This window comes from Pseudomonas sp. S2_H10 (assembly GCF_054668285.1).
Genome location: NZ_CP162754.1, coordinates 6,301,158 through 6,327,145, shown reverse-complemented (window position 1 = coordinate 6,327,145; position 25,988 = coordinate 6,301,158). Strand labels below are relative to the sequence as shown.

Sequence of the window (25,988 nt, the reverse complement as noted above, 5' to 3'; positions counted from 1 at the left end):
TACCAACGCGTCCCATGAATGCACGTTCGGCACAGCCCAACGCGGCGCCGACCCGTTTTTGACGCATCAGGAATTCGCTATGCAATACAAAGCTTATGCAGCGCAATCGCCCACGACGCCCTTGACCCCGACCAACATCCCTCGACGCCAAACCGGCGAAAGGGATATGGCGATCGAGATTCTCTACTGCGGCGTTTGCCATTCCGATCTGCACGCCGCGCGCGGTGAGTGGCCTGGAATGCGCTACCCGCTAGTCCCGGGACACGAGATCATCGGTCGAGTGTCTGCCATCGGCACTTCGGTCTCGAAACACCAAGTGGGAGACATCGTGGGTGTCGGATGCATGGTGGGCAGTTGCCGCCATTGCCAATCTTGCGACGACGGCCTGGAACAGTATTGCGAAGGTCCCCATGGTTGGCAGCAGACATACAACGGCTGGCTCGACGGCAGTGGCGAAAATACTTACGGCGGTTACGCCGATGGCATCACCGTTGACGAACACTTCGTGCTGAAGATTACGCACCCTGAATCGGACTTGGCGGCGGTAGCGCCACTTCTTTGCGCAGGCATCACAACCTGGTCTCCACTTCGCCATTGGAAGGCAGGGCCCGGCAAGAAAATCGGCATCGTCGGTATCGGTGGTCTCGGCCACATGGGCATAAAACTGGCTCGCGCGATGGGCGCCCATGTCGTGGCATTTACAACCTCCCCCTCCAAAATCCAGGACGCGTGCGACCTTGGCGCTGATGAGGTCGTTGTTTCACGCAATTCTGAGGAAATGGCAACTCATACCAAAAGCTTTGACTTCATCCTCAACACCGTCGCCGCACCTCACGATCTCGACGCATTCATGAGTCTGCTCAAACGCGACGCAACCATGACCATGGTCGGGGTACCTGACAACCCTCACCCGTCGCCTAGTGTAGCCAATCTGATTTTCCAGCGCCGTCAACTGGCCGGTTCACTGATCGGGGGCATTTCTGAAACTCAGGAGATGCTCGATTTCTGCGCAGAGCACGGCATTACTTCAAACGTCGAAATGATCAAAATGAAGGATATCGAACTGGCGTTCCAGCGTATGCAGAAGAGCGACGTGAAGTACCGCTTTGTCATCGACATGGCAACCATTTGATTCGCCTGGGGCGGAATGCTTTGCAAGCCGCCCCGGCACAGCCAGAATTCCCGACATGCGCAAAGGAAACAGGATGAGCGACAACGTCTCCAGAGAGACAGCACCCACATCGTTCAACGCAGGATATCTCGCAGGATTCAACCTTAATTGTCTGGTGATATTCGCCACTCTCTACCGAGAGAAAAGCGTTACCCGAACGTCGGAGCTTTTGAACATAGGGCAACCCGCTGTCAGCAATTGCCTGTCCAAGCTAAGGCTGGCGTTTCAAGATCAACTGTTCCATCGAAAAGAGGGTGCAATGGCTCCCACTCAGGTCGCCGATAATATGGCGAAGCTTCTGATACCGCTTTTGAGCGGTATCCAGTGCGTGCTGGAACAACATGCGGATAACGATCGGGGGCGTGAGCCTGCTGTGATGAAACGGTGAGATTAAAAGCGTGCTGCCAAAGCTGAGTCCGAGGCGGTCACAAGCCCCAACACCCAGTCAACTCTGATCAGGTAAAACCCTCGCTGGGAATGCTTACTCGTTCAGCTTTTCCATGACCATTGCAATGAACGCTGATACCGCCAGCGGCAAATGTTGCCGACTGAGGTAAAGCACATGCAAGCCGTCACCCGTGCTGTGGTAATTCGGTAGCACAGAGTGATAAACCCAATCGACTGTCTGCTATGAAGGGGCTAGCAAGGCCGGTATCCATGCCTTTTGTGTATCATTCGATTCTACAGACCATAACTGAGCAGTTTCTTCAGCTGATTGGCCCTGCATCATCGAGGCAACGCACGAATGACCGACCCCATACCCACGCTGGCCGTGCGCCCTAAAAAAGGACGTCCACGCGCCTTTGATCGCGAGCAAGCCCTGTTTAATGCGCTCGAAGTGTTCTGGAAACGCGGATACGAACCGGCCTCCGTGGCGGAATTATGCACGGCCATGGGCATCAACCCACCAAGCCTCTATGCCGCGTTTGGCAATAAATCAAAGCTCTTCCTCGAAGCGGTCAATTATTACGAAGCCAGATTCTGGGATGCCACTTGGGAACGCATGGATAGCGAGCCGGACCTGTACCGTGCCATCACCGATTTTTTCCATTCCGCTGCTGCGATCGTCACTGAGCCCGAGGCACCATGCGGCTGTATGGTCGTATTGGCGGGTGTCAATGTGTCAGAGAGCGCTCAAGAGATCACCAACGCCCTCAAGGCACTTCGCCAGGAAGGTCGGGATTATCTGCAGCAGCGCCTCGACCGCGCCGTGGAAGATGGGCAACTGGCGGCTGATGTCGACACCCTCGTCCTTGCCGCCGCGTTGAATACACTGTTGGAAGGCATGTCGTTGCAGGCGCACGATGGACTTTCACGGCAAACCCTGGAAGGTATCGCGGCAACGGCCGTCGGCATGCTGCCATTACCTGCAATTCGCTCAACCCAGGAATACTCGTAGCGCTTGCTCCTTCGACAGCGGCAACCTCTCGGCCTCAGCGCTAAGCCTCGGTATCATCCGGAAAGCGGATCAGACGAGTTGGTCACAAGCCTGGCGTATCCGCGAACAAGCGTGTTCAAGCACTGCTGTGGAGGTAGCAAAGGAAATTCGGAAGTACCCCTCCAAACCAAATGCACTACCCGGCACGACCGCCACCCTGGCCGCCTCCAGCAAATAGCGACTGACCTCTACATCATTTGTGAGCTCGACACCCACAGGCGTCTTGCGCCCGATAAGGCCGGCACAAGAAGGAAACAGATAAAACGCCCCCTCGGGACGGCGACACATCAAGCCGGGAGTATCGTTGAAAGCATCCAGGCATAGATCTCTGCGCTGACGGAACACTTCGTTGCGTTCGGCCAGGAAGTCAATCGGGCCATCCAGAGCGGCAACCGCGGCGGCTTGGGATATCGCGCAGGGATTGCTGGTGGTTTGGGATTGGATAGTTGCCATGGCCGCTATCAGATCCTTTGGCCCACCGGCGTAACCGATGCGCCAGCCGGTCATCGAGTAAGCTTTGGACACCCCATTTACTGTCAGAACACGATCGCGTAACGCCGGCACCTGCGAAGCCATGGTGGAAAACACCCAGCCGTCGTAACTGAGGTGCTCATACATGTCATCCGTCAGCACATAGACCTGCGGATGGCCGAGAAGCACGGCGCCCAATTCCTTCAGTTCAGTCGCGCTGTAGCCGGCCCCGGTTGGATTGCTCGGGGAGTTCAGGATCACCCACTTGGTTCGCGCAGTAATGGCCTTCTGGAGCTGAGCTGCCGTGATTTTGAAATGTTGATCCGCCGGGCAACTCACCTCCACCGGGGTCCCCCCCGCCAAGCGGACCATGTCCGGGTATGACACCCAATAAGGTGCGGGAATGATGACCTCATCTCCCGGATTGAGAGTAGCCAGCAAAGCGTTGATCAGGACTTGCTTGCCACCGGTCCCTACGCTGATTTCACTGGTGTCATAAGTCACGCCGTTTTCGCGCTGAAATTTGCGCACGATCGCAGCCTTGAGCTCGGGGGTGCCATCGACATCGGTGTAACGGGTTTGTCCTGCATCAATCGCAGCCTTTGCCGCTGCATTGATGTGGTCGGGTGTCGGAAAGTCGGGCTCTCCGGCCGACAGACTAATCACATCAACACCTCGCCGGCGCAATTCAGCCGCCTGACGTGTGATCGCCAGCGTTGGCGATGGTTTGACCGCGTGCAGCAGATGTCCCAGCAATTGCATGAAGCCACCCTTCAGTTGTTGTTGATTGCTGAAGGGATCCTAACGGGCTTAAAACAGCAATAAAAACAATATATTTCTGTGTAATACATCATATTTATTTGCTTATTACCCCCTGCGTACTACCCCGCTCTCCCGTCCATCCACGCGTTTTGTCAAAGAACAATCCAGCGAAGCGATCAAACGCCTTGACACTATCTGTAGTGATCGCTATAGAATGAGACCTAATATATAGCGATCGCTACAAATAGATTTTTGATCAACGCCGTTCGGATGCGGTCGGAGTACCCAATGCTGCAATGTGCCATGTCATTCACCGTAGACCGATGGGTGTGCGCGGAGTCGATGGTGTGATCGAAGTGATCATGCAGTCAGCCACCCAATGGGTTGAGGCTTTGCACTCAATGGGCGGAACAGGCAGCGCCTTGTATGCGCTGGTCTTCCTGCTGGCAACAGTGGCCTTCGTGCCCGCCTCGCCCCTTACGGCCATTGCCGGATTTTTATACGGACCGGTAGGGGGGACTCTGCTTGTGTCGCCTGTCGGTATGGCGTCGGCAATGATCGCATTCGTCATGGGGCGCACTTTTTTGCGCCCATTTGTACTGAGACGACTGGCAACTCGCCCTCGGCAAGCCGCGATTGACAGAGCGCTCGCCCGAGATGGCTTTCGAATTGTCCTGCTTCTGCGCCTGGCTTCCATCGTGCCCTTCGCCCCTCTGAGTTACGCCCTCGGCGCAAGCCGTATCAGTGCTCGGGACTTTCTACTGGCGTCCTGGCTCGGGCTGCTGCCAGGCACTTTTTTGTACGTTTATCTGGGGTCACTGGTTTCCAGTGTCAGCGACATCCTCAGTGGCGAAGCCACTGCCGGCAATGCAACCCACGTGCTGACTGGAATGGGTTTGGCGGCAACGGTGCTGACATTGCTAAGCATCGCTCATTGCGCACGCAAGGCCGCCAACCAATCCATCGAGAAAGAGTTGATGCACGAATGAACGGTGGAAAGCGGCCCCCTCAATTCAGGTTTCGGCGTGAACCGAGCCTTGTCATTCCCCCCTTAAATCAGGAGAAACACCATGACCAAGCCTACTTATGTGCAGGAATACAACGCCATCGTTGAGGTACTGAACCAGTACAACGAAGGTGGTAAACAGGCCAAGAGCAGCATCATGAAACCGGCCTTCAGCGAGCAGGCGACCATCTTTGGAGTCGATGCCGATCACAAATTGACGGGCGGCCCCATCCAGGGTTTGTTCGACATCATCGACAGCGCGTTTCGTCCGTCGCCTGAAGCCCAGGGCGTGATTGTCAATATCGATATCGTCGGCACTGCCGCCAGTGCTCGCATCGACACAAACGATATCTCGGGCTTCTGCTTCACCGATTTTTTCAACCTGCTGAAAGTTGAAGGCAAGTGGACCGTGGTGAGCAAGATCTACCACACCCACGTTGCCCCTTAACCCTGAGCGCAAGCCAAGCGGGCGCCGCGGGCGCCCGCTCCAAGAAGGATATTGACGATGAGCAAGAACATCAAAGCGGTACCTACCCAGGAATACAACGCCGTTATCGCCGTCGCCCAGCAGTATGCCGACAGCCTCAAAGTAGGCAGTGCAGACGGTTTGGCTGAAGCCTTTCACAAGGATGCGGTCATGTACGGCTTCACCAACGGCAAGCTTTTGGGCGGCTCGATCACCAACCTGTTCGACTTCGTCCGTAGCAACGGCAAGGCACCGGACATTACCACTCGCCTCGACGTCCTGGCCATCACGCCTACGACTGCGGTGGTGCGTGTGGACATGGAAAATGATGCCATTGGCGCCGACTACAACGATTACCTGACGTTGATCAAAATCGACGGTAGCTGGAAAGTCATCGCCAAGGTCTACCACCAGTTCGAAGGCTGATCAGTCTGTATCGGCCCGCCGTAGCGGGCCGGTCTGTGCCGCGTCGCTCGATCAGGAGGAACCATGAACACAGTTTTTATCGTCGGTGGTGCGGGCAAAGTCGCCCGACGCCTTGCTCAGCAACTGGTGGCACGCGGTCACGAACCTCGCTCGCTTTACCGACATTCGGAACAAGCCGAGGAGCTCAAAGCACTGGGTGCCACACCGATCGCCGGCAGTTTGCTTGAACTCGATGCGAAGGGTCTGGCTGGACTCATGACCGGCAGCGACATCGTGGTATTCGCGGCCGGTGCTGGCGGCAAGGGCGGATCGCAAATGACCAACGCCATTGATGGCCGCGGACTTGAAGTGGCCGTGGCGGCCGCCCGGCGTGCGAACATCAAGCGCTTCATTCTGGTATCTGCCTTTCCGGAAGCCTCACGTGGCGAAACTGTCTCCGAGACCTTCGAAAACTAAATGAAGGTCAAGAAGCTCGCGGATATCCATCTGGCCGAGACTGATCTTGACTGGGTCATCGTGCGTCCTGGCACGCTACGGGATGCACCCGGCACCGGCAGAGTCCGTGCAGGCCTCGCAATCCCCTATGGCGATGTGCCCCGCGACGATGTAGCGGCAACCTTGCTACAGATTATCGAAAGGCCCGCCGTGAACCGAATCATCATCGAACTGACCCAGGGCGATACACCGGTCGGTGAGGCGATTCAGCGACTCACTCGCGATTGGAGCCAACAGTGAAATTGCTGCTCATCGGTGCGAGCGGATTCGTCGGACGCCACGTTCTGGAACTGGCACTGTCGGATCCACGCGTCAGCATCGTATACGCTCCGACACGTCGTGCGTTACCTCAAGACCCGAAGCTCATCGCTCCTGACATAGATTTCGATCGCCTCGACCAGCAGGCCCCTTGGTTGCATGTCGATGCGGTGATCTGCACGCTGGGCACGACCCTCAAAACGGCTGGGTCCAAAGCGGCATTCAAGCAAGTCGACCATGATTATCCGCTGGCCGTTGCCCAACTGGCACGAGCGCATGGTACGCCCACTTATGTGCTCAATTCGGCCATCGGCGCCAATGCCCAATCCCCTTTCTTTTACAACCAGGTCAAAGGCCATCTGGAGAAGGATCTGGCGGACTTGGGCTTTGAGTCACTGACGTATGTACGGCCAGGGGTCATTGATGGAAAGCGTGAGGAAGTTCGTCATGGAGAACGCTCGCTGGTGTTCTTCCTCAAGGCGGCATCTGCACTCTTACCTGCACGTTGGCGGCTCAATCCGCCTTCTGCCATCGCTCATGCATTGCTGGAGGCGGCCATTGATCCTGCCTCTGGCGTTCATGTGGTGCCGTCCGACCGTCTGGTCCAGATCGGCAAGCAATAACGAATTCAAATTTGCAACATAACGACAGACAGAGGTTTTAAACCATGGCAAAAGTTGAGTATTGCGCCCTCATTGACGGCGAAGCCAGTCGTGTCTGGGATGTGCTGAAGCAATTCGGCCAGATCAGCAAGTGGCACCCTGCGATTCCTGAAAGCATTATCGAGGATGGCCAACCTGACGGACTGGTTGGCTGTATTCGCCGACTGACCTTGCAAGACGGAGCGGTTTTGCGCGAGAAGCTGCTGGCGGTTGACGAAACCAACCTGATGTTCTCCTACCGCTTCGAAGAGGCGCCGCTGCCGGTGGACAACTATGTGGCCATCGTGAGACTGCTGCCACTGACAGGGCAAGACAAGACTGTTGTCCTATGGTCGGCAAGTTTCGACACTCGCGATCCCGATCCTAAGGGCGAGCAGACTGCTGTTATTCAGTCGCTGATTGTTGGCGGCCATGAAAGCCTTCAGCGCTATCTGAACGAGACGGCGTAAGCAAAATGCCCCGGACAACCATGCGGTTGCCGGGGCGTTTAACTCTGGGCTAAGACAGAAGACGTCGACTCATCTCAAGCGCGCCTTCAAAAGGTTGATGGGTTCTGCCGACCTTGACGAGCAACGAGGCCCCTAACCACATCTGGTAAAGCCCTTCTGCCAGCGTGGGTGCGTCAGCAGTTGCCGTGATGGACCCGTCCGCCTTCCCCTGCTCAACACATCGTGTAATCCGCTGAATGATCAGCGCGGTGCCTTTTTCAAGAACGGTGCGCATGTTTTCGGACAGATCACAAACCTCAGCACCTAATTTGACCACCAGGCATTTCTGGTCAGTGTGATCGAATGCCTGTGTCTCAGCCCAATATCGCAGATAGCTCAGCAGTCGCTCAGCCCCTGTACCCTCCCCGGCCAACAGCAAATCGACCCGCCCGATGTACTCCTGAAAGTACTCATCAAGCAGGGCCTGGCCAAACTCGTCCTTGGAGCGGAAGTAGTGATAGAAGGAGCCTTTGGGCACGCCAGCCGTAGCGAGGATTTCGGTCAGGCCGACAGCCGTATAGCCCTTATGGGTCATAAGCGCTCTGGCGACATCAATGATGTGCTGACGCATGTCGTGGAGGGGTTTCTTCATAATGCGCCGCATGCTATCAAAAAATCGATCAATCGTCTGGTGCCTAGGGACGCAGTCGTTTGTTCGAACTTTCGCATGGGTGCATGTTAGTGCGCAAAAAACTGCCCGCTTGAAAAGCGGGCAGCGTGCAAGCTGGCGGTCAATCAGTCCTGAAACTGGTGATACACCTTGGCGATCACCTTCCAGGCGCCATCAATGCGGATCAACGTCAGGTAATCGTTATAGTCAGCGCCGATGGCGTCCTGCTCCATGTCCACGCGCACTACGGCAGTGCTTGGCGTGATGGCCAGAACGTCCAGTCGGGTGGTGATGTTCGGGGCTTTACCATTGTCGCGAACGAACTCGTACAAGTTGCTGATCGAACCTCCCAGCAACTCTCCATTGGTGAAGCCATACATCACCGCTTCCTGATGAAACGCCTCCTCCAGGCGCTCAGGACTGCCAGTACGCAAGCCATCGACATATTTCTCGGCAACAGCAATGACCGCGTTGTATTCACTTGTTGCGACCGCTTTAACATTCTTGCTCATGATTATTTTCCCTCTTCAAATGTTGACGACAGGCATAAAAACTTTCAGCCTACTTGTTTTAACAAAGCGAACCGTGCAGGACTCATGACTTTCATCAACAACGCTGCAATACACCCGACCACAAAGGAGACCATAACAATCATTTCCATGATGGATGCCGCGACGGCTGCATTATCGCCCCCGATTAAAGCGGGCAAATTCTGCACCGCAACGATTAAACAAGCGACCAATCCGATAAGACCACCAATGGGTGCTATGACAGTATTCAAGACAGGGTGAAATTCAGTGCTCTTTCTAAAAAACACCAGCACAGAAACGCAAGTCAGGGAGAGAATCACCATATATCCGAGTGTTCCCGCGGTTGCACCCCAGGCGTAAATCTGTGTGACTGGATCCATTCCAATGATTGCGCAAAGGGCGACCGCCAGTAAGGACATTGTCGTTTGCAATACAGAGGAGACAAAAGGTGAGCCGTGCTTCTCATGGACACTGCCAAGCTTCGAATGCAGCACCCCAAAGCGCCCCAATACGTATTGATAACGCACTACAATGTTATGCAGAGACAGCACACAGGCAAACAGACTGGTCACCAACAGCACCTGCATAACATCGACAAAAGCTTTGTTGGTATATCTTTCCACCATGGTCAAATACATGTCGCCAGGATGCTCAGTCGCCTGCTGTACGACCTGTGATAGTCCAATACCGTTTACCTGGCACCACATGGATACAGCGTAAAACACGCCAATCAGGAACACCGCAATGTAGGTTGCCTTAGGGATCGTCACATTGGGGTTTTTCGCTTCCTCCCTGTAGACCACCGTCGATTCAAAACCGGTAAAACAATAAATTGCAAACATGATCCCCAGGCCCGGCGAACCTGAAAGAATGGTCGCTGATGAAAAAGGTTCCAGAGCATCCGAGCCGATATTCCCACTGCCTATAATCGCCGCGTCTACCACCAGTACAATAACGATCTCGAGCACCAGCGCCACGCCCAGAAACTTACTGCTCAATTCAATTTTCTGATAACCCAAAACACCCACAACGGCCGTAATCACTAGCGCAAGCAGCCACCACGAGATATTAATTCCCAAGGTAGTCAGTAGAAGCTGAGACAGTGCGTAGCCAATATAAGCCTCCAGCGCGACCAGTATCATAAAATATGAAATCACTGCCATCGTCGCCGAGCCCAACCCTATGGATCGACCCAACCCTTTCTGGATATATGAGTAGAACGCTCCTGCATTGGTGATATATCTCGACATGTAGATAAATCCTACACTGAAGAGAAACATGATCACCGTTGCAACCATTGCATCAAACGGTGCCGCCGCCCCGTTACCCATCGAGATAATCAAGGGGGTATTGGCCACCATGACCGTCAGAGGTGCGGCCGTTGCGACGACCATCAGCACTATCGAAGTGACACCCAAGGATCCGGACAGCCCCGGTTTATTATTAATAGTTTCAGGTTCTGAAGTGTGCATATTCGCCCCTATGGATATCTTTTCCATACAAATAGATCACTGAATATTCCAGACTTCCCTGCCCTGGCGGCGAGTTGGATTTCGTGGAGCGAGCAAACGTATTCAGCGCTCTTTAAACTTATCAAATCGCCGCTTCAGTAAGTCTGCATAAGTCTCTAGAGCGATGAGGCATTAGAACCAGGCGCTGTGGGCTACCTGAAACTTTAGTTGTTTGCCTATCATTCACTTAGACTAAGTGCATTGCGTTCATTCTTACGCCTGGGGCGAAGGGTCCGCTATCAAATATCGGCGCGTTTTGATGCGTCGTGCGTCTCTTTTTTCAGAGCGCACTAAAATGACGCACCCATGAGCGGTGACTATGCTTTAAATGCGTTGAATGACTCGAGGTTGGAACGAAGATTGCTGCATTACAAGCAGTCCACGGAGATTGCAAAATGCAGCAAAGTCCAAATACGACCTATTCCTCTTCGATCCCCGCGAGAGTGGCGTGCGTCAGGTCAAATGATCCGTTTCTACAATCAAGAATTCTTCCCGACTGGGAGCAGGATTACACTCAACTCTCATGTGGCAACTTCGAGGGAGGTGTCGCACGTGCCTCTCTCGGACGAGTCCAGGTATTCCGGGAATGGATCAATCAGGCCATTGACCAACGATCGGTGGCCGACACCGATATTCTGATGATTGGAGTCACCCTGCACCAAGGCACGTGCTCCTGGCAGAATCGAGAGATGCAGGCTGATTCGTTATTCATCATGCGCCAAGGTGAGGAAGCGCGCTTTCGTGCGACCGCTGAATCGGACATCCTCGCCGCGACCATCGACGCCTCGTTTCTCGAAACACTTTCTCAAGGCCTCTACGGAGTTGGCACAAGCCGCCTGATCAACGGCGCGTGCATGCTCAAGGGGGACGCTCAAGGGATATCTCGATACAAATCCCTTCTGCTCTCGGCACTCGGTTCAGCCGTCCAGAACCCGCAATCGATGGACAGTGAGTCGGCGCGACTACAGCTGTCCGAGGATGTCGCCGTAGCAGCGCTTCAAGCGATGGGGAGTCTGTCGGTAAACACAACACACTCACCCAGGGACCATCGAGTTCATCGAGCGATGGTGGACCGGGCTCGGTTGTTTATTTTGAGTCATCAGACAGGCAGCCCGACGGTAGAGGATCTGTGTGAACACTTGCACATGAGCAGGCGCGGACTCCATAGCGCTTTTATGCAAGTGGTCGGGGTAAATCCTTGCACCTACATTCGCCAGATCCGCCTCCATGAAGCCAGAAAAGACATCATCAATGGCGCGCCCTCGGTATCCGAAGCGGCCATGCGATGGGGGTTTTGGCACTTCGGAATGTTCTCTCAGTACTACAAAAACCAATTTGGAGAGTTACCTTCCGAAACGCATCGCAACCCTCCAGGCGTTGCAATGGGAACTTGGCCCCCATTGTCCTGACGCACCACCAAATCGCAAAAAAAATAAATGTATTTTAGCCAAAAACACAATTAATATTTGCCGATGATTAAAGAACTGAAAACATTTATCGCCGTGGCGAGAGAAGGCACTTTTGCTGCTGCCGGTAGCAAAATAGGACTTACACAAGCGGCAGTCAGCGCACAAATGCAACGCCTCGAGGCAGAGCTAGGGATCGAGCTGTTCGATCGCAAAGGACGCTCAGCGCATCTGAACCGAATGGGGCATCAGGTTTTACTGCAGGGGCAGGAACTGGTCCGCCAGTTCAGTAATCTGGGCACTACGACGGTAGGTCTCCCCGCCAGCATTTTGGTCACTGTCGGAGCCATTGCCTCCGTGCAGCGCTCTTTTTTGCCCGACGCCCTCGCTCACTTTCATCAGCAATGTCCTGAATGCCGAACTCGCGTCATTCCTGGCCTGTCCATGGAATTGGTCAACCAGGTCGATGCTGGCGAGATCGATATGGCTGCAATCATCCGCCCTCCGTTCTCACTTCAAAGCGATTTGCGCTGGACCACACTGGCGCGCGAACCCTACCGCCTGATTGTCCCGGTCGACATGCCGGGAGATGACTGGTCCGAACTGGTTTCCAGTCAGCCTTTCATTCGCTATGACCGATCTTCTTTTGGTGGTCGGCAGGTCGACCGATTCTTGCGACAAACGCATGTGTCTTTACGTGAGGTATGCGAGCTCGATGAGCTGGATGCGATCATCAAACTGGTCGCCAATGGGGTCGGCGTAGCACTGGTCCCAGAAACAGCGACACATCAAGGATGGCCAGCAGAGGTACGCGCTGTAGACTTGAAACAACGCACCTTCCACCGAGATATAGGCCTCGTACACCGCGCACGCAGAAGCCTGACGGAACCGGTGAAGGTGCTTGTTCAATTGATTACCGAACAGGTTCAGAAAAATCAGTAAACACCGCCACGGCTAACTTGCGGTTTTTGTACTGGCAGGCGTGACAGTCAAAAGTAATTCACTACTCATCAACGTTCATGAATTCTTTGGCCCACACCTGGAAACGCTCAGGTCGCGTATAGGTATGGGTCAATTCTGTAGCGCTCAGGTCAGATGTGCTGCGAGTGATATTACGCTGTTCGCGCAAACAGTCATATGTCGCTTTGATCGAAGCAAAATAGGCGGCATGGCCAGCAACAACAATCCGTACACCCAGCGAACCTAGACGTTCGCTGTCGCAAAGTTCAGGATTTCCATAAGTCACCAGCATCAGAGGGAGCGTCATGCCTTCGGCAATCTGCTCCAAATGCTCAAAATCCTTCACACCTACGAGACAAATGGCATCTGCACCAGCATCTGTGTAGGCCTGAATACGGCTCGTCACTTGTGCGACGGATAACGAGCTTGCATTGGTACGGGCAATGATAGCGAGCTGCGAATCAACTCGAGATTCAACGGCCGCTTTGATTTTTCCGCTGCCCTCCTCAATGGATATGAGATCCGTCGATTTACGGCCAAACTGTGCCGGCAAGAGCGTATCTTCGATAGTCAGTGCAGCGACTCCAGAACGCTCCAGCTCAGCCACTGTACGCATGACATTCAGCGCATTGCCATAACCATGATCGGCATCGGCAATGATCGGCAGTTGTGCGACTCGTCCAATCCGCGTCGCCTGCTCTGCAAATTCACTCAGCGTAATAAGGGCGAAGTCGGGCGCAGCCAATACCTGCAATGAAGCGACGGATCCGCCGAGAATGCCGACTTCAAATCCCAGGTCAGCAGCAATTCTTGCGGACATAGGGTCGAACACAGATGCAGTGTGATAACAGGCACACGATGCAAGCAGCTTACGAAATTCGCACCTCAGCTCTTGATGGGAAACTCTAGACATAATCGCTCCTCTGGCGAGTGAAACTGACTGTGGCCTTAAAACTGGAGTAGCGATCTGGCATGGAGATAGACTCACGTAATTAATCATTTTTGCGCTATCTACTACTCATTTTACGTATTGAAAAAATGATTAAAAAGCTGATATTTTTTTATCTGATCATAAATTTTATCGATGAATCACGTCTGTGATCAGCGAGTTCAAAACCGTATTGACCCAGGGCAGAACCCAGCTTCAGCCCTGGTAGACGTCGTTGAAGCTGCGAACCTCCGCCATAGCCACGAAGGTCACCAGTCCATCCGGGCCAACTCTACCCAGTAAATCGTGCATTTTTTGCATGACAGTTATGCGCCAAAGGCCCGTTACTTTCTGTTTATGCAGCACTTACACTTCACCTACCGACCCAGTCGGGAAGGTACAGGCATGAAAGCTTATTCAGCATTGGGTGGCGTACCTGACAGTCCACCCCATCTTCCTGCTGGCTCCTGGCGAGCTGAAATCCAATATAAAAAATGCGTTCTCGCGCAACTCCCGCGATTTAACTGTTCTCACTTTGCAGGAATCGATCAATGACCCAAGACCTTTGTTCTTCCCAAGGCCCAGACGCATTGTTTTTGCTCGACAACGCAGCGGGTAACTACAAAATCCTGCCTGGCGGTATGGCGTATTGCACCGGCATCGTGCCCCATGAAGGTTTCGAGGTGGTCCGGGTACAGTTGCAGACATGGCTACCACTGGATCAGGCTTATCCATTCATCGAAGCTTTTCTGAACAAAGTCGGTCGACCTGTGCAAGCCTTCTGTGGCATCGAGATGCGCGTGCCAGCGCAATTGACCTCGGAAGACTGGACTAACTTCAATACTCCATACTTGGCGCAATTGCGTCGCTGGGGATTGATGTATGGAGACCTCAGTGGAGTGTGCCGTTCGAACATCGCGCTCGCGGACCACCCACCGCAAACAGCATCTTTGTGTGCCTTCAGCTACACAGCACCTACGACGTCGAAGGACGGAGGCTTTTGTCTGTCTGGCACAGCGGATATTGCGCCGGATGGCAGTGTCATCGCCGAAGGCGACACTAGCACGACGGCCATGCATCAACGTGCCAGGTACACAATTGACGTGATCAGCGCGAGCCTCTCCAGACTGGGCCTGTCGTGGCGAGATGCCAACCAGATCGCGATTTTTCATGTGCATGAGATTCCCAATCTCTGGGAAAGCACGTTACTTGGAGAATTGGGCGAGACACTGAGTCGGGGGGTGGTCGTATACAGGGCACGCCCACCGATTTCGGGTGGTGAAGTGGAACTTGAGGCGAGAGGGGCAAGGCGCGAACTGATTTTGGCAGGAAGTTAGCGTTTTACATTTCACCCACAAGATACACCCTTCATACCAATTAACTAGTCACTCCTGCCCTCCTGCGAATAACATGCCTTATATTGCAACTCATTAGGCATCCTGCTGTATGAGTTGCACATTATCTGTTCGGCCTGCAGTGCGTTCCATTATGTTAGGAGGCAGCGCCCCTATCACTGCTACTTATCAGATTTGATTACGGATATGAGGAAGACGTGCATATACCGCAACCATGGGCACGATTAGCAATCCAATCACCGCCTGCTGGCCTGCATAAGTCATCCCCATGCCAACCAGCAATGAACTCAGAACGGTGAGTACCAGTACACCCAAAACTGTGGCACCGTACCCCCCCGCGCCCCCCAGAAGGGACGTACCGCCGATGACTACTGCGGCAACGGTGCTGAATAGGTAAGGATCTCCTACACCGACATAACCGCCCCCGGAAAATCCCAGCAGCAGCACACCCGTAAGCGCTGACATCACACCGGCGATACCGTGCACCGCTGTCCAGGTGCGTATTTCCGATATCTGCAGGCGTGATGCTGCAGTACGACTTCCACCGAGGGCATAGATACCCCGGCCAAACCACGTGTTTTTCATAACCCAGATTATGGTAAGGCTAATAACTAACCAAATAATCACAACAGGTGGAATTGGCAGGCCAAAAAACTTTCCGTTAAAAGCCGAGAGGTTAGTGAGCCACGCCGGAACCGGCGCGAAACTATTCCCACCGAATGCAGAACCAAGCGCTGTATAGATCTCGGTTGCTCCAACTACCGCGAAGCCCACACCCAATGACATGATCAGTGCCTGGCCTTGCAATCGATAGCTAAGCAAGCCATTGATGCAACCAACCACCATCCCCAGTGCCAGAATGATGATGATCGCTGCGGCAGGCGGTATTCCGTTATTAAGCAGTCTAGGCAAAAGAATATTGGCGGCGCCGATCACAAATGGAATGGAAAGATCCAATCCACCCAACAGCGAAACCATTGTCTGCCCGATCGACGCCAAGCCCAAGAACGCAGCGAGCAACAGAATCGATCTAGCATTTTGCAAAGAAAGAAATCCACTTACCGTCAATGCACCGCACACTACAAGCATAATCAACAGAGCAGTACCGATGGCGATGGCTCGATTCTCGCGCAGGCTATCGTGCAGTCGGCTCGCGGGGGCTAGCTTCAACTGCGAAAAAAGTTGGAACACAGGCATATGAGACTCCTATCGGGCTCGCACCCGGCTGACCGCCAGTACATTTACCAAGAGGGAAATAATCAGAATTAGCCCGAATGCGAGCTTGGTCGCTGACCCCGAAATAGTCCCAAAGTTGAATGTCGCCAGTAGGTTGGCAATCAGGAACATATTCAAAGCGCCAAGGATCGACCCTATTGCCCCACCACGTCCTCCGGCCAAACTTGCGCCCCCGAGAACCAAAGCCGTCACCGCCTGAAGCGTGTAGGTGCTGCCCTGGGTCGGATCTCCAGAAGAAATTAATGCGGTGTAACTCACTGCCGCCAACCCTACAAAAACTCCACTCAAGATATGAGCACCAATACGTACGGTCTCAATCTTGATTCCCGCGGTATAGGCCATTCTTTCATCGGCCCCAGTCAAGCGCAGATGGGTGTGAAAGGCCGACCTCCAAAAAAGGAACCACAGAGCAATAGCCCCTAACAGCACAAAACTGACCGGGGACAGAAGACTGATACCGGCCCCCCAGCTCATCATCCAATCAGGCGCCAAACCGCCAGCCCGTTGCATGATCAGTAGATTGACGCCTGTTAATATGAGGTAGCTGGACAACGTAACGATGATCGGTGCGACGCGGACATGGATAATGATTAAGGCTTGTCCTATTTGCCACAAGACCCCTACCAACATGGCCCAGCCAAAAATTGCAATTGGATGAGTGACTCCGCTCTTTGTGAGCCAGGCTATCAACGTAACGTTGATGAATCCCATTAACGGGCCCACTGACAGGTCTACGGTTCCTCGCCCTGCCATCACTGTTGGAGTAAGCGCTAGGGTGCAAAGGATCAGAGGGGTCGCCACCAGTACCGCACCCGCCAGACCACTGAACGAAAATAAGTTGGGCGTGCGCAACAACGCCAGCACCGCCAAGGCAAAAAACAGTGCGCAAGGCACCGCAAGGTAGCGATACTGCGCCAGCAATCGTTGTGAATGACTCATGCGCTTACGCCCTCCCGACGGTCAGAAAGCTGATGCTCGCAGGATTCCTGCCCAAACATCGCTGCCAACATTTCATCCTCATTAATAGAGTTGCCACTCAGGGATCGGAAGACCGTGTTTTTTACAAACACTTCAACCCGGTCTACGAACCCCTGGAACTCCTCCATTTCAGAAGACATGTAAATGACCGCACCACCTGCATCGGCGAAGCGTCGTAACTCTGCGTAGAGGTCACGTTTCGTGCCTAAATCGACGCCACGGGCGGGATCGTTCAAAACGATCACCCTCGGGTTGCGCGCAAACGCACGACCAATCAACACTTTCTGTTGATTGCCCCCTGACAGCGACGTGATTTTATTCGACGCCAGGCCGATCTTGATGTGCAGACGACTCACCTCGGCCTGGTAGATCTCGTTGATACCAGACCGTCGAATGACTCCAAGCGGGCCAAGGCAACGGCGGTATATTCCGATAGCCAAGTTTTCGAAGATGCTTTGATCGGGAAAAATTCCTTCGCGTTTTCGATCGCCCGATACATAGGCGACACCCAACCGCTCGGCATCCGCGAGGCTAGACAGTCGGGAGGTACCGTCCTCAGCGTGAACCTCAAGTACGCCGCTGTTAGCCACCTCGATTCCGGCGACTACACGCAAGAACGCATCTTGCCCCTGCCCGTCCAAGCCGGTCACACCGATAATCTGTCCTTGCAGGAGTGAAAAGTTGAACGGTTCGGTACCCGCCGATAACTGCAGATCATTGACCGCCATGATTTGCGGACCCTCGATCCTCCGCGCGGTACCCGCCACGTGGCACGCCGAAATCACCTTGCGCTCGTGCGGCGTCATCATCGCCAGCAGATTCTCTTCAGTGATCTGCGACTTCTCAAGAACGCCGATGCTTTCGCCGTCACGCAAAATCGTTGCACGATCAGCAATGCGTACAAGTTCTGCGATTCGATGCGTCACGATCAAAATTGTTGCGCCGTCAGAGCGCAAACGATCTATTTCCGTGTGCAACCGAGAAGTTGCATCAAGATCCAGCGCCGCGGAAGACTCATCAAGAATCAGCACCTTGGGACAACGCAAAATAGCGCGGGCAATAACAATCCACTGCTTCACACTTAGAGGCAACGTGCCAACCAGTGCATTTATGTCCACTGGTTGACCGACTAAACGCGCCATCAATTCGGCCGCTGCGCTCTCACGTTCTGCTCGGGTAGAGACTGTTCGAAAAAGCTTGTCGTGACCGACATAAAGGTTGTCAAGAACGCTTGCCTCCTGAGCGATGAGAACCTCCTGAAAAATCGTCGCCAGGCCCGCGTCACGTGCCTCAATCGGTGAACGAGGGCTTCGACCCAGAATGGTGACCTCCCCCAGGTCCGGCAAAAGTACGCCGGACATGATTTTTGCCAGCGTGCTTTTTCCTGATCCATTCTCCCCCACTATTGCATGTACCTCACCGGCACGAGCCTCTAGATCCACTCCTTTGAGTGCTCGTGTTTCTCCGAAGGACTTGGCAACACCTTTTAGGCGCACAGTGGTAATACCGACAATCTGTTCAGAACTCATAGCAGGTCCCTTCTTCCAGGCTGGCTAGTTGAGCGTTAAGCGAATTGGCTTTTGGATTAAGGCTTGGGACGCCAAGTGAGCGGATCTTCAGGGCGCAGGAAGTAACCTGCTGCCACTTCCTTTGGCCACCAACCATCATTCGCCGGCTCTAACCATGCCGTAGAGTTGGGATCACAGTTTTGCCCAAGGGCCGCGTTCACTTCATCAATGCTGTAAGTGATAACCGGGCGCGGAATAGATTGAACCTTGGGACCCTGCCCCTCCAAGGTGCGCATCATTACGTCCCAGACCATGCGAGCTTCGGCTCGAGGGGGCCAGAAATGAAAGCTTTGATCAATGAATCCCGGATTGTTGCGCCAGAAACAGGCCGCTGATGCCTCGCCACCCAGCACGACCGGCATCAGGTCGCGACCCGACTGCCGCACAGCATTCAACACACCATTTTCCGAGGCTGACTGCACGACAATGCCATCCACCTTGCCGGGGTTTGTCGCCAGGAATTTTTGCACCTCGACCTGGGCGACCTGATCGGTCCAGTTACCCGCGACATTGCCTACCAGTTTGATACCGGGGAATTCAGCCAATACGCCCTTCGCGCCTGCATCAAAGCTGTCTGAGGATGCAAAACCCGGGATGCCCGACACCAACAGTACATTACCTTTACCGCCGATTTTCTCGGCCAACCATTTACCCGCCGCATAACCGCCTTGGGTGTTATTTTCGGTAACGTTGATGGCATAAGGCGATGTGACATAACCCGAGAAAGAAAATACCGGGACGCCTTTCGAATGGGCATATTCGATCGTCTGATTGATGGCCGTAACATTTGAGCAGCAGATGATGATTGCATCAACACCGCTATCAACCATTTGGCGCATTTGTTGGATTTGGACTGCGTCTTTCAAGTCGGACTGAGTGACGACCAGTTCCGATATAAGCCCTGCTTTTTGATAGGCAGGCAGAATAACATTGGTCATCTCATCCTGAATGGAGGCTCGCCAAGTATTACCCGCATATGTCGAAGCATAACCGATCTTCCAAGGTGGCTGTTTTTTCGCCACAAAATCGCGAAATGCGCTGGGCCCTAAAGGAAGTTGAGGATCAACTCGTTGATAAAGCGCCTGTTGATCTGCGGGTAGTTCATCGACCCCCTTAGCACTAACAGCACTCGCCAGCAAAAAAATTACGGGAATTGCCGCATAAGCAAATCGCTTCATTTCATTGTCCGCCTAATATTATTGTATTTATTATTGACGCCTGACCTCAATACAAAACCAGCAAACTACTGCATCGCCTCCTTTTTTTAAAAGTACACGAATGCGCGCGTGCAAATGTGAGCCACAATTACCACACACGCACAACAATAAATTCTTGACCTACTACTCACAAAAGGTGTTTGCAATCTGCAAACACCTTTCGATAACTTTACTGTCGCAGACCCGCCTGCTTAAGCAAGGGCATGACCCGTTCATTAAAGAAAGGAAGTTCTTCATTATAATCGACCATCGTCAACAGCGTTCCGTCGACACCTGTCTTCTTCAGATCGATCAATCCTTGAGCGACTTGCTCAGGAGAACCTACAATTGGGAAGCCCCCCAACCCGCGATAAAACGCTCCTTGAACTTCTGATACATTTCCGGAGAGTGATTTTGCGACTGTACTTGCAAGACCTCAGCGAGGTTATCGCACGCCACCGTGTCTCCCTTCTCTTTCACGTAATAATCATAATATTCACGTGCTTCCTTTTCTGTTTCGCGAACAATGACCGGGCACGAGGTAAACGTTCCCAACTCTCGGCCAAACTTTGAGCGAGCCAGTTCTTTAACATGCTTGACCCAGGCAGCGCCCTTTTCCATGTCTTGCATGAAACCAAAGTTGAAGTCACAGTGTTTCGCTGTGAAATCCAGTCCCTTGCCAGACGATCCCGCGCAAATCATTACCGGGCGACCGGCCTTGTTATAAGGCTTCGGTTCCATCACGGCGTCTTTGGTCTTATGGAAGTCGCCATTGTAGTCGACACCATTGCGTTCCCAGAGACCCGCCACGATGTCCATCCACTCATCAGCGTATTCATAACGCTGATCGTGCTCCATCATTTCACGGCCAAACATTTCCATTTCCGGCGTAAACCATCCAGTGACCAGGTTGAGGCCGAAACGCCCCTTGGAAATATGGTCAATCGTGGTCGCCATTTTTGCGGCAACGATCGGGTGAATGGTCGGTACGTGAGTGGTGGAGAAAAATTGCAGTTTGGTGGTCACTGCGGCCATGGCGGCTGCCCATGTGAATGTTTCCATGTTACTGCCGTTGAAGTTTGTCTCCCCACCAAATCCACGCCAGCGAGCGATGGGCACCATACACTCCCAGCCTGCCGCCTCAAGCTGCTTGGCGATTTTGACGTTGTGTTCAAATGTGGGCTCAAACGTTGACTCGGCAGTCGTAATAGCACAGGCATTTGAACAGTTGGTTCCGAAAACGCCCAATTTAAGCGCGTTATCGTTGAACATCGGGTTACCCGTTTCGTGAAAACGTTCCTGCATGTCCATTTTGCAATCCTCTTTTTATTTTTTTAAACGTTGAAGTGCCGTTGGATTAAACGCCCATATCGTCGAAAACTTCCTGTGCCAATCGGAAGCCATCAATGGACGCTGGCACGCCGCAGTAAATAGCCACTTGAAGGAGTACCTCGCGGATTTCTTCTTTGCTCAAACCGTTATTAATAGCGCCGCGCACATGCAACTTCAATTCATGCGGACGATTCAGTGCGGAAATCATCCCCAGGTTCAAGAATGAACGCGTGCGGCGATCCAGGCCCGGACGATTCCAGATAGCATCCCAGCAATATTCGGTTACCAGTTCCTGAACCGGCCAGTTAAAATCGGTCGCCTTTGCGATAGAGCTATCGACATAGGCCTCACCCAAAACTTCACGACGGGTTTTAAGGCCTTCGTGGAATCGCTCGGAAAGTTGGTTTCCGTCGGGTGAAGTGATCTTGGCTTGACTGTTCATTCTATCTTCCTCGAGGTGAGTTATAACCTTCGTAACCATACGGCCACGTAAGCAGCCATCGTGCTAGAGGTTTACGGTTTAAAAAATCATGTAGGTTTATGCAACCAGACTAGGTCTTACATATTGAAACTGAAGAGATTTCCTTGCTTTCCATGCAATTAAGTCGGCAATCGAAATAATGAGGAGTCCGTTATCACGCGCGAAAATCTCCAGGTCCGCACGACGCGCCATGCTGCCGTCGTCCTTCAGGATCTCGCAGATGATGCCCACCGGCGATAGGCCTGCCAGTTCAGCCAGATCCACAGCAGCCTCGGTGTGACCGGCACGTTTCTCAACGCCACCTTGGCGAGCAATGAGCGGAAAAATATGCCCAGGCCGGGCAAGCGACTCAGCCTTGGTTTCAGGTGAGGCGAGTGCTCGGAGTGTCAACGCGCGCTCGGCAGCCGAAACGCCGGTGGTAATCCCTGCGATGAGATCAACCGACACGGTAAATGCCGTTTTCATGGAGTCGGTATTTCGTTCCACCATCAAAGGTAATTCGAGACGGCGTGCGACAGGTTCTGGCATAGGCGCACACACAATGCCTCGACACCGACTCACCATGAATGTCAGCGCTTCTGTCGTCGCGAACTCTGCGGCCATGACGACATCACCTTCATTCTCACGCCCCTCATCATCCACCACGATGACCATCCCGCCAGAGGCAATCACTTTTAACGCGTTTTCAATCGTTGCAAAGACCATAACAACCTCTACTGAACGCTAACGGCATGCCGCTCAAGAGATGACACCAAAGCGCCAGACAACAGCATCATTTGATGGCCGCGGATCTTGCGAAGCCACCGTTTTCGTAAAGCAGCGGGGAGATATCCAGGCGCGTATCGACCCACAGTACTCTGCCAAAGATCACGTCGTGCGAGCCGATGGTTGTGACCGAACTGACCTCGCACACCAGTGAGGCTTGGGCATCCACCAGCACAGGCACACCGCGTTCTTCGATCCATTGACCGTGCTCAAAACGCTCCTCGCCCTTCAGCTGGCCGCTGAAAATCGGAACGAGATCGACATGGGAGTGATGGAGCATATTGACCGCGAACCGCCCGCTCTCCTCCAACGCGGCGCTGATGGACGCCGAGCGGTTAACACAGACCAGAATGGTTGCAGGATCAGTAGTCACTGATTGCACAGCGGTGGCAGCCATTCCGAAAGGCTGCCCGAGGTGGCGGGTGGTGATCAGCGAAACCGTCGAGGTCAATCGACGCATCGCTTGCTTGAAGTCGTTAACCAGCTCTATTTCTTGTTCTTGTTTTTTCATGTCTGCCTCGTCCAAGGAGTCGCATGGGTCATGTGAAACCAAACGTACAGATCGTCAGACAATCTGTCAAAACTATTTTGGCTGATTGACAGATTGTCTGACGATACTTATAAAGAATCTCGAATTTCATTCAACAAAGGACACAGACATGCCACGCACGCTGTTTGGCCACATGAAATCCAGCAATGTCATGAAAGTCGTCTGGCTTATGGACGAGCTGGGCCTTGACTACGAGCGGGTCGATATCGGGAACGTCTTCGGCGGGCTTGAAGAAGACGACTATCGGAGCAAAAACCCGACCAGCCTCGTTCCTACACTGGTCGATGGTGATTTCACGCTTTGGGAAAGCAATGCTGTGCTGCGCTATTTGTGCAACGCCTATGCCCCCGACAGCTCGCTCTACCCCGCGGACCCGAAAAGACGCGGTGTGGTCGACCAATGGTTGGACTGCCAGCAAACTCAGTTGACCCGACCACAAACCGTGGTGTTTTTTCAGTTGATTCGCACACCACTGGAGAAGCGCGACACGCAAGCGCTGGAAACAGCCATTCGCGAAGCCGGCAGAGTGTGGAACTGGATAGAAACCCGACTCGGCGAGAACGATTACCTCTGTGGCAGCGAGATGACCATCGCTGATATTGCCTGGGCCGTGCATGGGCACCGTTGGCTAAATATGGACTTTGCGCGGGCTGACCTGCCCAACGTGAAGGCATGGTATGCGCGAATGCTGACGCACGATTCCTTCCGCCAGAAATGGGCCGGACCGGTGACTTGATCAGGGGATGACGACAATGGAATTAGAAAACAAGGTATGCATCGTAACTGGCGCAGCCAGTGGCATTGGCAAAGCCATCGCGACAATATTTGCGAAGAATGGCGCTTCGGTCATCGTGGCCGATGTGAACGTCGAGGCCGCACAGGCGACCGCGGATGAGATTGGCGCCACCGCTATTGGCTGCAATGTCGCGATCAATGCAGAGGTGCAAGCGTTAGTCGAAGCGACGGTTGCCCGCTTCGGCCGCATTGATGTGCTGGTCAACAACGCCGGCTTCGGTCTGACCGGGAACGTTGTCACCATTGAAGAGCAGGATTGGGACCGACTGATGTCGGTCAACCTCAAAGGCATGTTCCTGTGCGCCAAGCATGTCATACCGGTCATGGCTCGGCAGAAATCTGGCTCGATCATCAATACCACGTCGTACACGGCCACCAGTGCCATTGCTAACCGCACGGCCTATGTTGCCTCAAAAGGCGGCGTTTCGGCGCTGACGCGAGCGATGGCACTGGATCATGCGGCGGATGGCATACGCGTAAACGCGGTAGCGCCTGGCACCATCGACAGCCCTTATTTCGACCGGATCTTCGCTCAATCTGAAACACCGCAAGCGTTGCGTGCAGCCTTGGAGGCACGGGCGGTAATGAATCGAATGGGCAAACCAGAGGAAATTGCAGAAGCGTTCCTGTTCCTCGCCTCTGACCGCTCTCGCTTTGCCACCGGCAGCATCCTGACCGTGGACGGCGGTTCTTCAATTGGCAACCACTTGGTCGACTGACCCTGTACCTGTGACCTTTGGCCCGGTGAGTAACCGGGCTTTTTTTCGTCTACGAAGTTATCTGCCACAACAGAAAACTGACCCACCCGAGGGCTTGAGGTCAGCTTTCCTGTATTTACTCAGGCCCCCTTCAGCTCGGCCTCACTCACTACATGTTCGAGCCCCTGCATCAGGTAAGGCCGGAAGTTATCCGGGTGCTCCGTCATGGGGAAGTGCCCCAACCCCTCCATGACCAGGTGCAAGGCCCCAGGAATCAAATGGGCTAGTTTGGCGCCATCCGCGGGGGTTGCGGAATAGTCGTAATTACCTGAGAGCAGGGCGACTGGTGTGCGCGCAGCATCGATCCGCGGCGCGGTCTCGGCACCATCGAACTCATCACTGTAAAACGCCAGATCGCCTGGGTAGACACCAGGTCCTCCCTGCGAATAAATCCAACTGGCGCGACGGCGATCCTCAATGGGACTGGTCGGACTCATCAGGCCTCGAACATAAGCGCCGTTGTGTAGCCCCCCATGTACTTGCACATGGTTCTGATAGGGATTTCGGCGGCCACGGGACTGAAAAGGAGGCTCCAGCGCTACAACACCGATCAGGTGTTCAGGGTGCTCCGCTGCCAGCACCAAGGACATTGCGGCGCCCATCGAACCACCGACGACGATGGCGGGGGTGCCTATCACCTGCTCAATAAACGCCGTACACCATTGCTGGTAGCATTCGCTTGTCAGCAAATAAGGGGCACCGTCCCAGTCGCGGGGTGGCATCGATTTACCGTGAAATGGAAGGTCGATCGCATACATGCGAAATTGCCGAGCCATTTCGATATCGGCCATTTGTCCAAAATACTGGCGGCCGTCTGCACCGGCAGTGTGGAGGAACAAGATGGGCACGCCCTCCCCGGCTACCTCGTAATAAATCTCATATTTCTGCCCCAGTACGCTGACAGCGGCATACTGCCCTTGAATTTGCGAAATTGATCGCTGCACGGACATTGCTGGAGCCGCAGGAGTCAGGGTAATCAGTTCGAACAAGCGCTCAAGAAACGGCCGCGCCTGGGCGATCAGTTGCGAATCGCCGCTCACTTCGAAAGCAGGATTGGCAATCTGTAAAGCGGTGAAACTATGGTAGGTCGCGACAGGCGGTACGCACAGCACATGCCCCCATTGCTCTTCGGCGGCCTCGATGCGGATGGCTGGCTGGCCGGAAAAGCCTTTGAACAGATAACCATCGGCAACACTGAGCCCAGTGCTTTGCGATCCGACGCTGAACTCAACGGTTATTGAGAGGCCCGGGGCGAGCCGGCGCAGTTCGAGGTCGGGGTAGGCGTTAACCAGCCTCTCTTTCAAACTGATGAATGCAGTCATTATTTTTCTCCTGCGTCACTCTTGCAGTGACGAGTCATCACGTCAGTGTCTTACAGCCCAAGCG

The 25,988-nt window shown here is 53.8% G+C and carries 27 protein-coding genes and 2 pseudogenes; 14 read left to right on the top strand and 15 right to left on the bottom strand.

The window, feature by feature from the left end:
- The first annotated feature begins 79 nt into the window (after positions 1–79).
- Positions 80–1,132, top strand: a complete 1,053-nt coding sequence (locus AB4O16_RS28720; protein WP_160388151.1) for an NAD(P)-dependent alcohol dehydrogenase — start codon at positions 80–82, stop codon at positions 1,130–1,132.
- A gap of 73 nt (positions 1,133–1,205) precedes the next feature.
- The gene (locus tag AB4O16_RS28715; RefSeq protein ID WP_160388150.1) at positions 1,206–1,559 is read left to right on the top strand and encodes a helix-turn-helix domain-containing protein; all 354 of its coding nucleotides are present in this window, start codon (positions 1,206–1,208) and stop codon (positions 1,557–1,559) included.
- 93 nt (positions 1,560–1,652) lie between these two features.
- Here AB4O16_RS28715 and AB4O16_RS28710 read toward each other — a convergent pair.
- Positions 1,653–1,751: pseudogene (locus tag AB4O16_RS28710) on the bottom strand (LysR family transcriptional regulator); the annotation flags it as partial.
- Between the two features lie 165 nt (positions 1,752–1,916).
- Here AB4O16_RS28710 and AB4O16_RS28705 point away from each other — a divergent pair.
- A complete protein-coding gene (locus AB4O16_RS28705; protein WP_160388149.1) occupies positions 1,917–2,570 on the top strand; it encodes a TetR/AcrR family transcriptional regulator in 654 nt (217 codons plus the stop codon).
- Between the two features lie 69 nt (positions 2,571–2,639).
- Here the strand turns inward: AB4O16_RS28705 and AB4O16_RS28700 are convergent, their stop codons facing one another.
- The gene (locus AB4O16_RS28700) at positions 2,640–3,842 is read right to left on the bottom strand and encodes a pyridoxal phosphate-dependent aminotransferase (RefSeq protein ID WP_160388148.1); all 1,203 of its coding nucleotides are present in this window, start codon (positions 3,840–3,842) and stop codon (positions 2,640–2,642) included.
- 347 nt (positions 3,843–4,189) lie between these two features.
- Here AB4O16_RS28700 and AB4O16_RS28695 point away from each other — a divergent pair, with 347 nt between their 5' ends.
- From AB4O16_RS28695 to AB4O16_RS28670, 6 genes and pseudogenes are all read left to right on the top strand, one after another.
- Positions 4,190–4,831 (top strand): TVP38/TMEM64 family protein, encoded by a 642-nt coding sequence (locus AB4O16_RS28695; protein WP_371925940.1) that lies wholly within the window; start codon positions 4,190–4,192, stop codon positions 4,829–4,831.
- Positions 4,832–4,912: 81 nt separating this feature from the next.
- Positions 4,913–5,296, top strand: a complete 384-nt coding sequence (locus AB4O16_RS28690; RefSeq protein ID WP_160388146.1) for a nuclear transport factor 2 family protein — start codon at positions 4,913–4,915, stop codon at positions 5,294–5,296.
- 57 nt (positions 5,297–5,353) lie between these two features.
- Positions 5,354–5,740: a nuclear transport factor 2 family protein gene (locus AB4O16_RS28685; protein WP_008145393.1), complete on the top strand. Its 387-nt coding sequence runs from the start codon at positions 5,354–5,356 to the stop codon at positions 5,738–5,740.
- Between the two features lie 63 nt (positions 5,741–5,803).
- Positions 5,804–6,475: pseudogene (locus AB4O16_RS28680) on the top strand (NAD(P)-binding oxidoreductase).
- A complete protein-coding gene (locus AB4O16_RS28675) occupies positions 6,472–7,116 on the top strand; it encodes an NAD(P)H-binding protein (protein WP_460156451.1) in 645 nt (214 codons plus the stop codon). Before AB4O16_RS28680 ends, AB4O16_RS28675 begins: the two are co-directional and overlap by 4 nt.
- Positions 7,117–7,160: 44 nt before the next feature.
- Positions 7,161–7,604: an SRPBCC family protein gene (locus AB4O16_RS28670; RefSeq protein WP_460156450.1), complete on the top strand. Its 444-nt coding sequence runs from the start codon at positions 7,161–7,163 to the stop codon at positions 7,602–7,604.
- Between the two features lie 49 nt (positions 7,605–7,653).
- Here AB4O16_RS28670 and AB4O16_RS28665 read toward each other — a convergent pair whose 3' ends face one another.
- From AB4O16_RS28665 to AB4O16_RS28655, 3 genes are all read right to left on the bottom strand, one after another.
- Positions 7,654–8,235: a TetR/AcrR family transcriptional regulator gene (locus AB4O16_RS28665; RefSeq protein WP_033053207.1), complete on the bottom strand. Its 582-nt coding sequence runs from the start codon at positions 8,233–8,235 to the stop codon at positions 7,654–7,656.
- Between the two features lie 143 nt (positions 8,236–8,378).
- A complete protein-coding gene (locus tag AB4O16_RS28660) occupies positions 8,379–8,765 on the bottom strand; it encodes a nuclear transport factor 2 family protein (protein WP_160388142.1) in 387 nt (128 codons plus the stop codon).
- Between the two features lie 44 nt (positions 8,766–8,809).
- Entirely contained in the window at positions 8,810–10,282 is a 1,473-nt protein-coding gene (locus AB4O16_RS28655; RefSeq protein ID WP_256678309.1) for an APC family permease, read from the bottom strand.
- Between the two features lie 407 nt (positions 10,283–10,689).
- Between AB4O16_RS28655 and AB4O16_RS28650 the strand changes: the two genes are divergently transcribed.
- Both AB4O16_RS28650 and AB4O16_RS28645 read left to right on the top strand, forming a co-directional pair.
- On the top strand, positions 10,690–11,703 hold the full coding sequence (locus AB4O16_RS28650; protein WP_160388141.1) for a helix-turn-helix domain-containing protein: 1,014 nt from the start codon (positions 10,690–10,692) through the stop codon (positions 11,701–11,703).
- Positions 11,704–11,766: 63 nt separating this feature from the next.
- Complete coding sequence (locus tag AB4O16_RS28645; RefSeq protein ID WP_160388140.1) at positions 11,767–12,642, top strand: LysR family transcriptional regulator; 876 nt, start codon at positions 11,767–11,769, stop codon at positions 12,640–12,642.
- Positions 12,643–12,703: 61 nt separating this feature from the next.
- On the opposite strand, the gene AB4O16_RS28640 is transcribed toward AB4O16_RS28645, so the two are convergent.
- Positions 12,704–13,573, bottom strand: a complete 870-nt coding sequence (locus AB4O16_RS28640; RefSeq protein ID WP_160388139.1) for an isocitrate lyase/PEP mutase family protein — start codon at positions 13,571–13,573, stop codon at positions 12,704–12,706.
- A gap of 566 nt (positions 13,574–14,139) precedes the next feature.
- On the opposite strand from AB4O16_RS28640, the gene cnbZ reads away from it, so the two are divergent.
- Positions 14,140–14,925 (top strand): 2-amino-5-chloromuconate deaminase CnbZ, encoded by a 786-nt coding sequence (cnbZ, locus tag AB4O16_RS28635; protein ID WP_160388138.1) that lies wholly within the window; start codon positions 14,140–14,142, stop codon positions 14,923–14,925.
- Between the two features lie 186 nt (positions 14,926–15,111).
- Here the strand turns inward: cnbZ and AB4O16_RS28630 are convergent, their stop codons facing one another.
- The 8 genes from AB4O16_RS28630 to AB4O16_RS28595 all read right to left on the bottom strand — a co-directional run bounded on the left by AB4O16_RS28630 (position 15,112) and on the right by AB4O16_RS28595 (position 23,010).
- Positions 15,112–16,140: an ABC transporter permease gene (locus AB4O16_RS28630; protein ID WP_160388137.1), complete on the bottom strand. Its 1,029-nt coding sequence runs from the start codon at positions 16,138–16,140 to the stop codon at positions 15,112–15,114.
- Between the two features lie 9 nt (positions 16,141–16,149).
- On the bottom strand, positions 16,150–17,118 hold the full coding sequence (locus AB4O16_RS28625) for an ABC transporter permease (protein WP_160388136.1): 969 nt from the start codon (positions 17,116–17,118) through the stop codon (positions 16,150–16,152).
- Positions 17,115–18,686 carry a sugar ABC transporter ATP-binding protein gene (locus AB4O16_RS28620; RefSeq protein WP_160388135.1) on the bottom strand — a complete coding sequence of 524 codons (1,572 nt, stop codon included), beginning with the start codon at positions 18,684–18,686 and terminating at the stop codon, positions 17,115–17,117. The genes AB4O16_RS28625 and AB4O16_RS28620 overlap by 4 nt, the downstream gene beginning before the upstream one ends.
- A 56-nt stretch (positions 18,687–18,742) precedes the next feature.
- The gene (locus tag AB4O16_RS28615; RefSeq protein ID WP_160388134.1) at positions 18,743–19,903 is read right to left on the bottom strand and encodes an ABC transporter substrate-binding protein; all 1,161 of its coding nucleotides are present in this window, start codon (positions 19,901–19,903) and stop codon (positions 18,743–18,745) included.
- Between the two features lie 360 nt (positions 19,904–20,263).
- Positions 20,264–21,232, bottom strand: a complete 969-nt coding sequence (locus AB4O16_RS28610) for an LLM class flavin-dependent oxidoreductase (protein ID WP_460156449.1) — start codon at positions 21,230–21,232, stop codon at positions 20,264–20,266.
- Between the two features lie 46 nt (positions 21,233–21,278).
- Positions 21,279–21,695, bottom strand: a complete 417-nt coding sequence (locus tag AB4O16_RS28605; RefSeq protein WP_154863223.1) for a carboxymuconolactone decarboxylase family protein — start codon at positions 21,693–21,695, stop codon at positions 21,279–21,281.
- A gap of 96 nt (positions 21,696–21,791) precedes the next feature.
- A complete protein-coding gene (gene ribB, locus AB4O16_RS28600) occupies positions 21,792–22,439 on the bottom strand; it encodes a 3,4-dihydroxy-2-butanone-4-phosphate synthase (RefSeq protein ID WP_460156448.1) in 648 nt (215 codons plus the stop codon).
- Between the two features lie 67 nt (positions 22,440–22,506).
- The gene (locus tag AB4O16_RS28595) at positions 22,507–23,010 is read right to left on the bottom strand and encodes a flavin reductase family protein (RefSeq protein WP_460156447.1); all 504 of its coding nucleotides are present in this window, start codon (positions 23,008–23,010) and stop codon (positions 22,507–22,509) included.
- A gap of 148 nt (positions 23,011–23,158) precedes the next feature.
- Between AB4O16_RS28595 and AB4O16_RS28590 the strand changes: the two genes are divergently transcribed.
- Together AB4O16_RS28590 and AB4O16_RS28585 are read left to right on the top strand one after the other, a co-directional pair.
- Positions 23,159–23,785 carry a glutathione S-transferase family protein gene (locus tag AB4O16_RS28590; RefSeq protein WP_460156446.1) on the top strand — a complete coding sequence of 209 codons (627 nt, stop codon included), beginning with the start codon at positions 23,159–23,161 and terminating at the stop codon, positions 23,783–23,785.
- Positions 23,786–23,801: 16 nt separating this feature from the next.
- Positions 23,802–24,563: an SDR family oxidoreductase gene (locus AB4O16_RS28585; protein ID WP_460156445.1), complete on the top strand. Its 762-nt coding sequence runs from the start codon at positions 23,802–23,804 to the stop codon at positions 24,561–24,563.
- Positions 24,564–24,682: 119 nt separating this feature from the next.
- Here the strand turns inward: AB4O16_RS28585 and AB4O16_RS28580 are convergent, their stop codons facing one another.
- Positions 24,683–25,924 (bottom strand): alpha/beta fold hydrolase, encoded by a 1,242-nt coding sequence (locus AB4O16_RS28580; RefSeq protein ID WP_160388128.1) that lies wholly within the window; start codon positions 25,922–25,924, stop codon positions 24,683–24,685.
- Positions 25,925–25,988 lie beyond the last annotated feature (64 nt).

Excerpts from the sequence above, each read along its gene's own strand:
- AB4O16_RS28720 (WP_160388151.1), top strand. The coding sequence starts at position 80 with ATGCAATACAAAGCTTATGCAGCGCAATCGCCCACGACGCCCTTGACC.
- AB4O16_RS28715 (WP_160388150.1), top strand. The coding sequence starts at position 1,206 with ATGAGCGACAACGTCTCCAGAGAGACAGCACCCACATCGTTCAACGCA.
- AB4O16_RS28705 (WP_160388149.1), top strand. The coding sequence starts at position 1,917 with ATGACCGACCCCATACCCACGCTGGCCGTGCGCCCTAAAAAAGGACGT.
- AB4O16_RS28700 (WP_160388148.1), bottom strand. The coding sequence starts at position 3,842 with ATGCAATTGCTGGGACATCTGCTGCACGCGGTCAAACCATCGCCAACG.
- AB4O16_RS28690 (WP_160388146.1), top strand. The coding sequence starts at position 4,913 with ATGACCAAGCCTACTTATGTGCAGGAATACAACGCCATCGTTGAGGTA.
- AB4O16_RS28685 (WP_008145393.1), top strand. The coding sequence starts at position 5,354 with ATGAGCAAGAACATCAAAGCGGTACCTACCCAGGAATACAACGCCGTT.
- AB4O16_RS28670 (WP_460156450.1), top strand. The coding sequence starts at position 7,161 with ATGGCAAAAGTTGAGTATTGCGCCCTCATTGACGGCGAAGCCAGTCGT.
- AB4O16_RS28665 (WP_033053207.1), bottom strand. The coding sequence starts at position 8,235 with ATGAAGAAACCCCTCCACGACATGCGTCAGCACATCATTGATGTCGCC.
- AB4O16_RS28660 (WP_160388142.1), bottom strand. The coding sequence starts at position 8,765 with ATGAGCAAGAATGTTAAAGCGGTCGCAACAAGTGAATACAACGCGGTC.
- AB4O16_RS28655 (WP_256678309.1), bottom strand. The coding sequence starts at position 10,282 with ATGGAAAAGATATCCATAGGGGCGAATATGCACACTTCAGAACCTGAA.
- AB4O16_RS28650 (WP_160388141.1), top strand. The coding sequence starts at position 10,690 with ATGCAGCAAAGTCCAAATACGACCTATTCCTCTTCGATCCCCGCGAGA.
- AB4O16_RS28645 (WP_160388140.1), top strand. The coding sequence starts at position 11,767 with ATGATTAAAGAACTGAAAACATTTATCGCCGTGGCGAGAGAAGGCACT.
- AB4O16_RS28640 (WP_160388139.1), bottom strand. The coding sequence starts at position 13,573 with ATGTCTAGAGTTTCCCATCAAGAGCTGAGGTGCGAATTTCGTAAGCTG.
- cnbZ (WP_160388138.1), top strand. The coding sequence starts at position 14,140 with ATGACCCAAGACCTTTGTTCTTCCCAAGGCCCAGACGCATTGTTTTTG.
- AB4O16_RS28630 (WP_160388137.1), bottom strand. The coding sequence starts at position 16,140 with ATGCCTGTGTTCCAACTTTTTTCGCAGTTGAAGCTAGCCCCCGCGAGC.
- AB4O16_RS28625 (WP_160388136.1), bottom strand. The coding sequence starts at position 17,118 with ATGAGTCATTCACAACGATTGCTGGCGCAGTATCGCTACCTTGCGGTG.
- AB4O16_RS28620 (WP_160388135.1), bottom strand. The coding sequence starts at position 18,686 with ATGAGTTCTGAACAGATTGTCGGTATTACCACTGTGCGCCTAAAAGGT.
- AB4O16_RS28615 (WP_160388134.1), bottom strand. The coding sequence starts at position 19,903 with ATGAAGCGATTTGCTTATGCGGCAATTCCCGTAATTTTTTTGCTGGCG.
- AB4O16_RS28610 (WP_460156449.1), bottom strand. The coding sequence starts at position 21,232 with ATGGACATGCAGGAACGTTTTCACGAAACGGGTAACCCGATGTTCAAC.
- AB4O16_RS28605 (WP_154863223.1), bottom strand. The coding sequence starts at position 21,695 with ATGAACAGTCAAGCCAAGATCACTTCACCCGACGGAAACCAACTTTCC.
- ribB (WP_460156448.1), bottom strand. The coding sequence starts at position 22,439 with ATGGTCTTTGCAACGATTGAAAACGCGTTAAAAGTGATTGCCTCTGGC.
- AB4O16_RS28595 (WP_460156447.1), bottom strand. The coding sequence starts at position 23,010 with ATGAAAAAACAAGAACAAGAAATAGAGCTGGTTAACGACTTCAAGCAA.
- AB4O16_RS28590 (WP_460156446.1), top strand. The coding sequence starts at position 23,159 with ATGCCACGCACGCTGTTTGGCCACATGAAATCCAGCAATGTCATGAAA.
- AB4O16_RS28585 (WP_460156445.1), top strand. The coding sequence starts at position 23,802 with ATGGAATTAGAAAACAAGGTATGCATCGTAACTGGCGCAGCCAGTGGC.
- AB4O16_RS28580 (WP_160388128.1), bottom strand. The coding sequence starts at position 25,924 with ATGACTGCATTCATCAGTTTGAAAGAGAGGCTGGTTAACGCCTACCCC.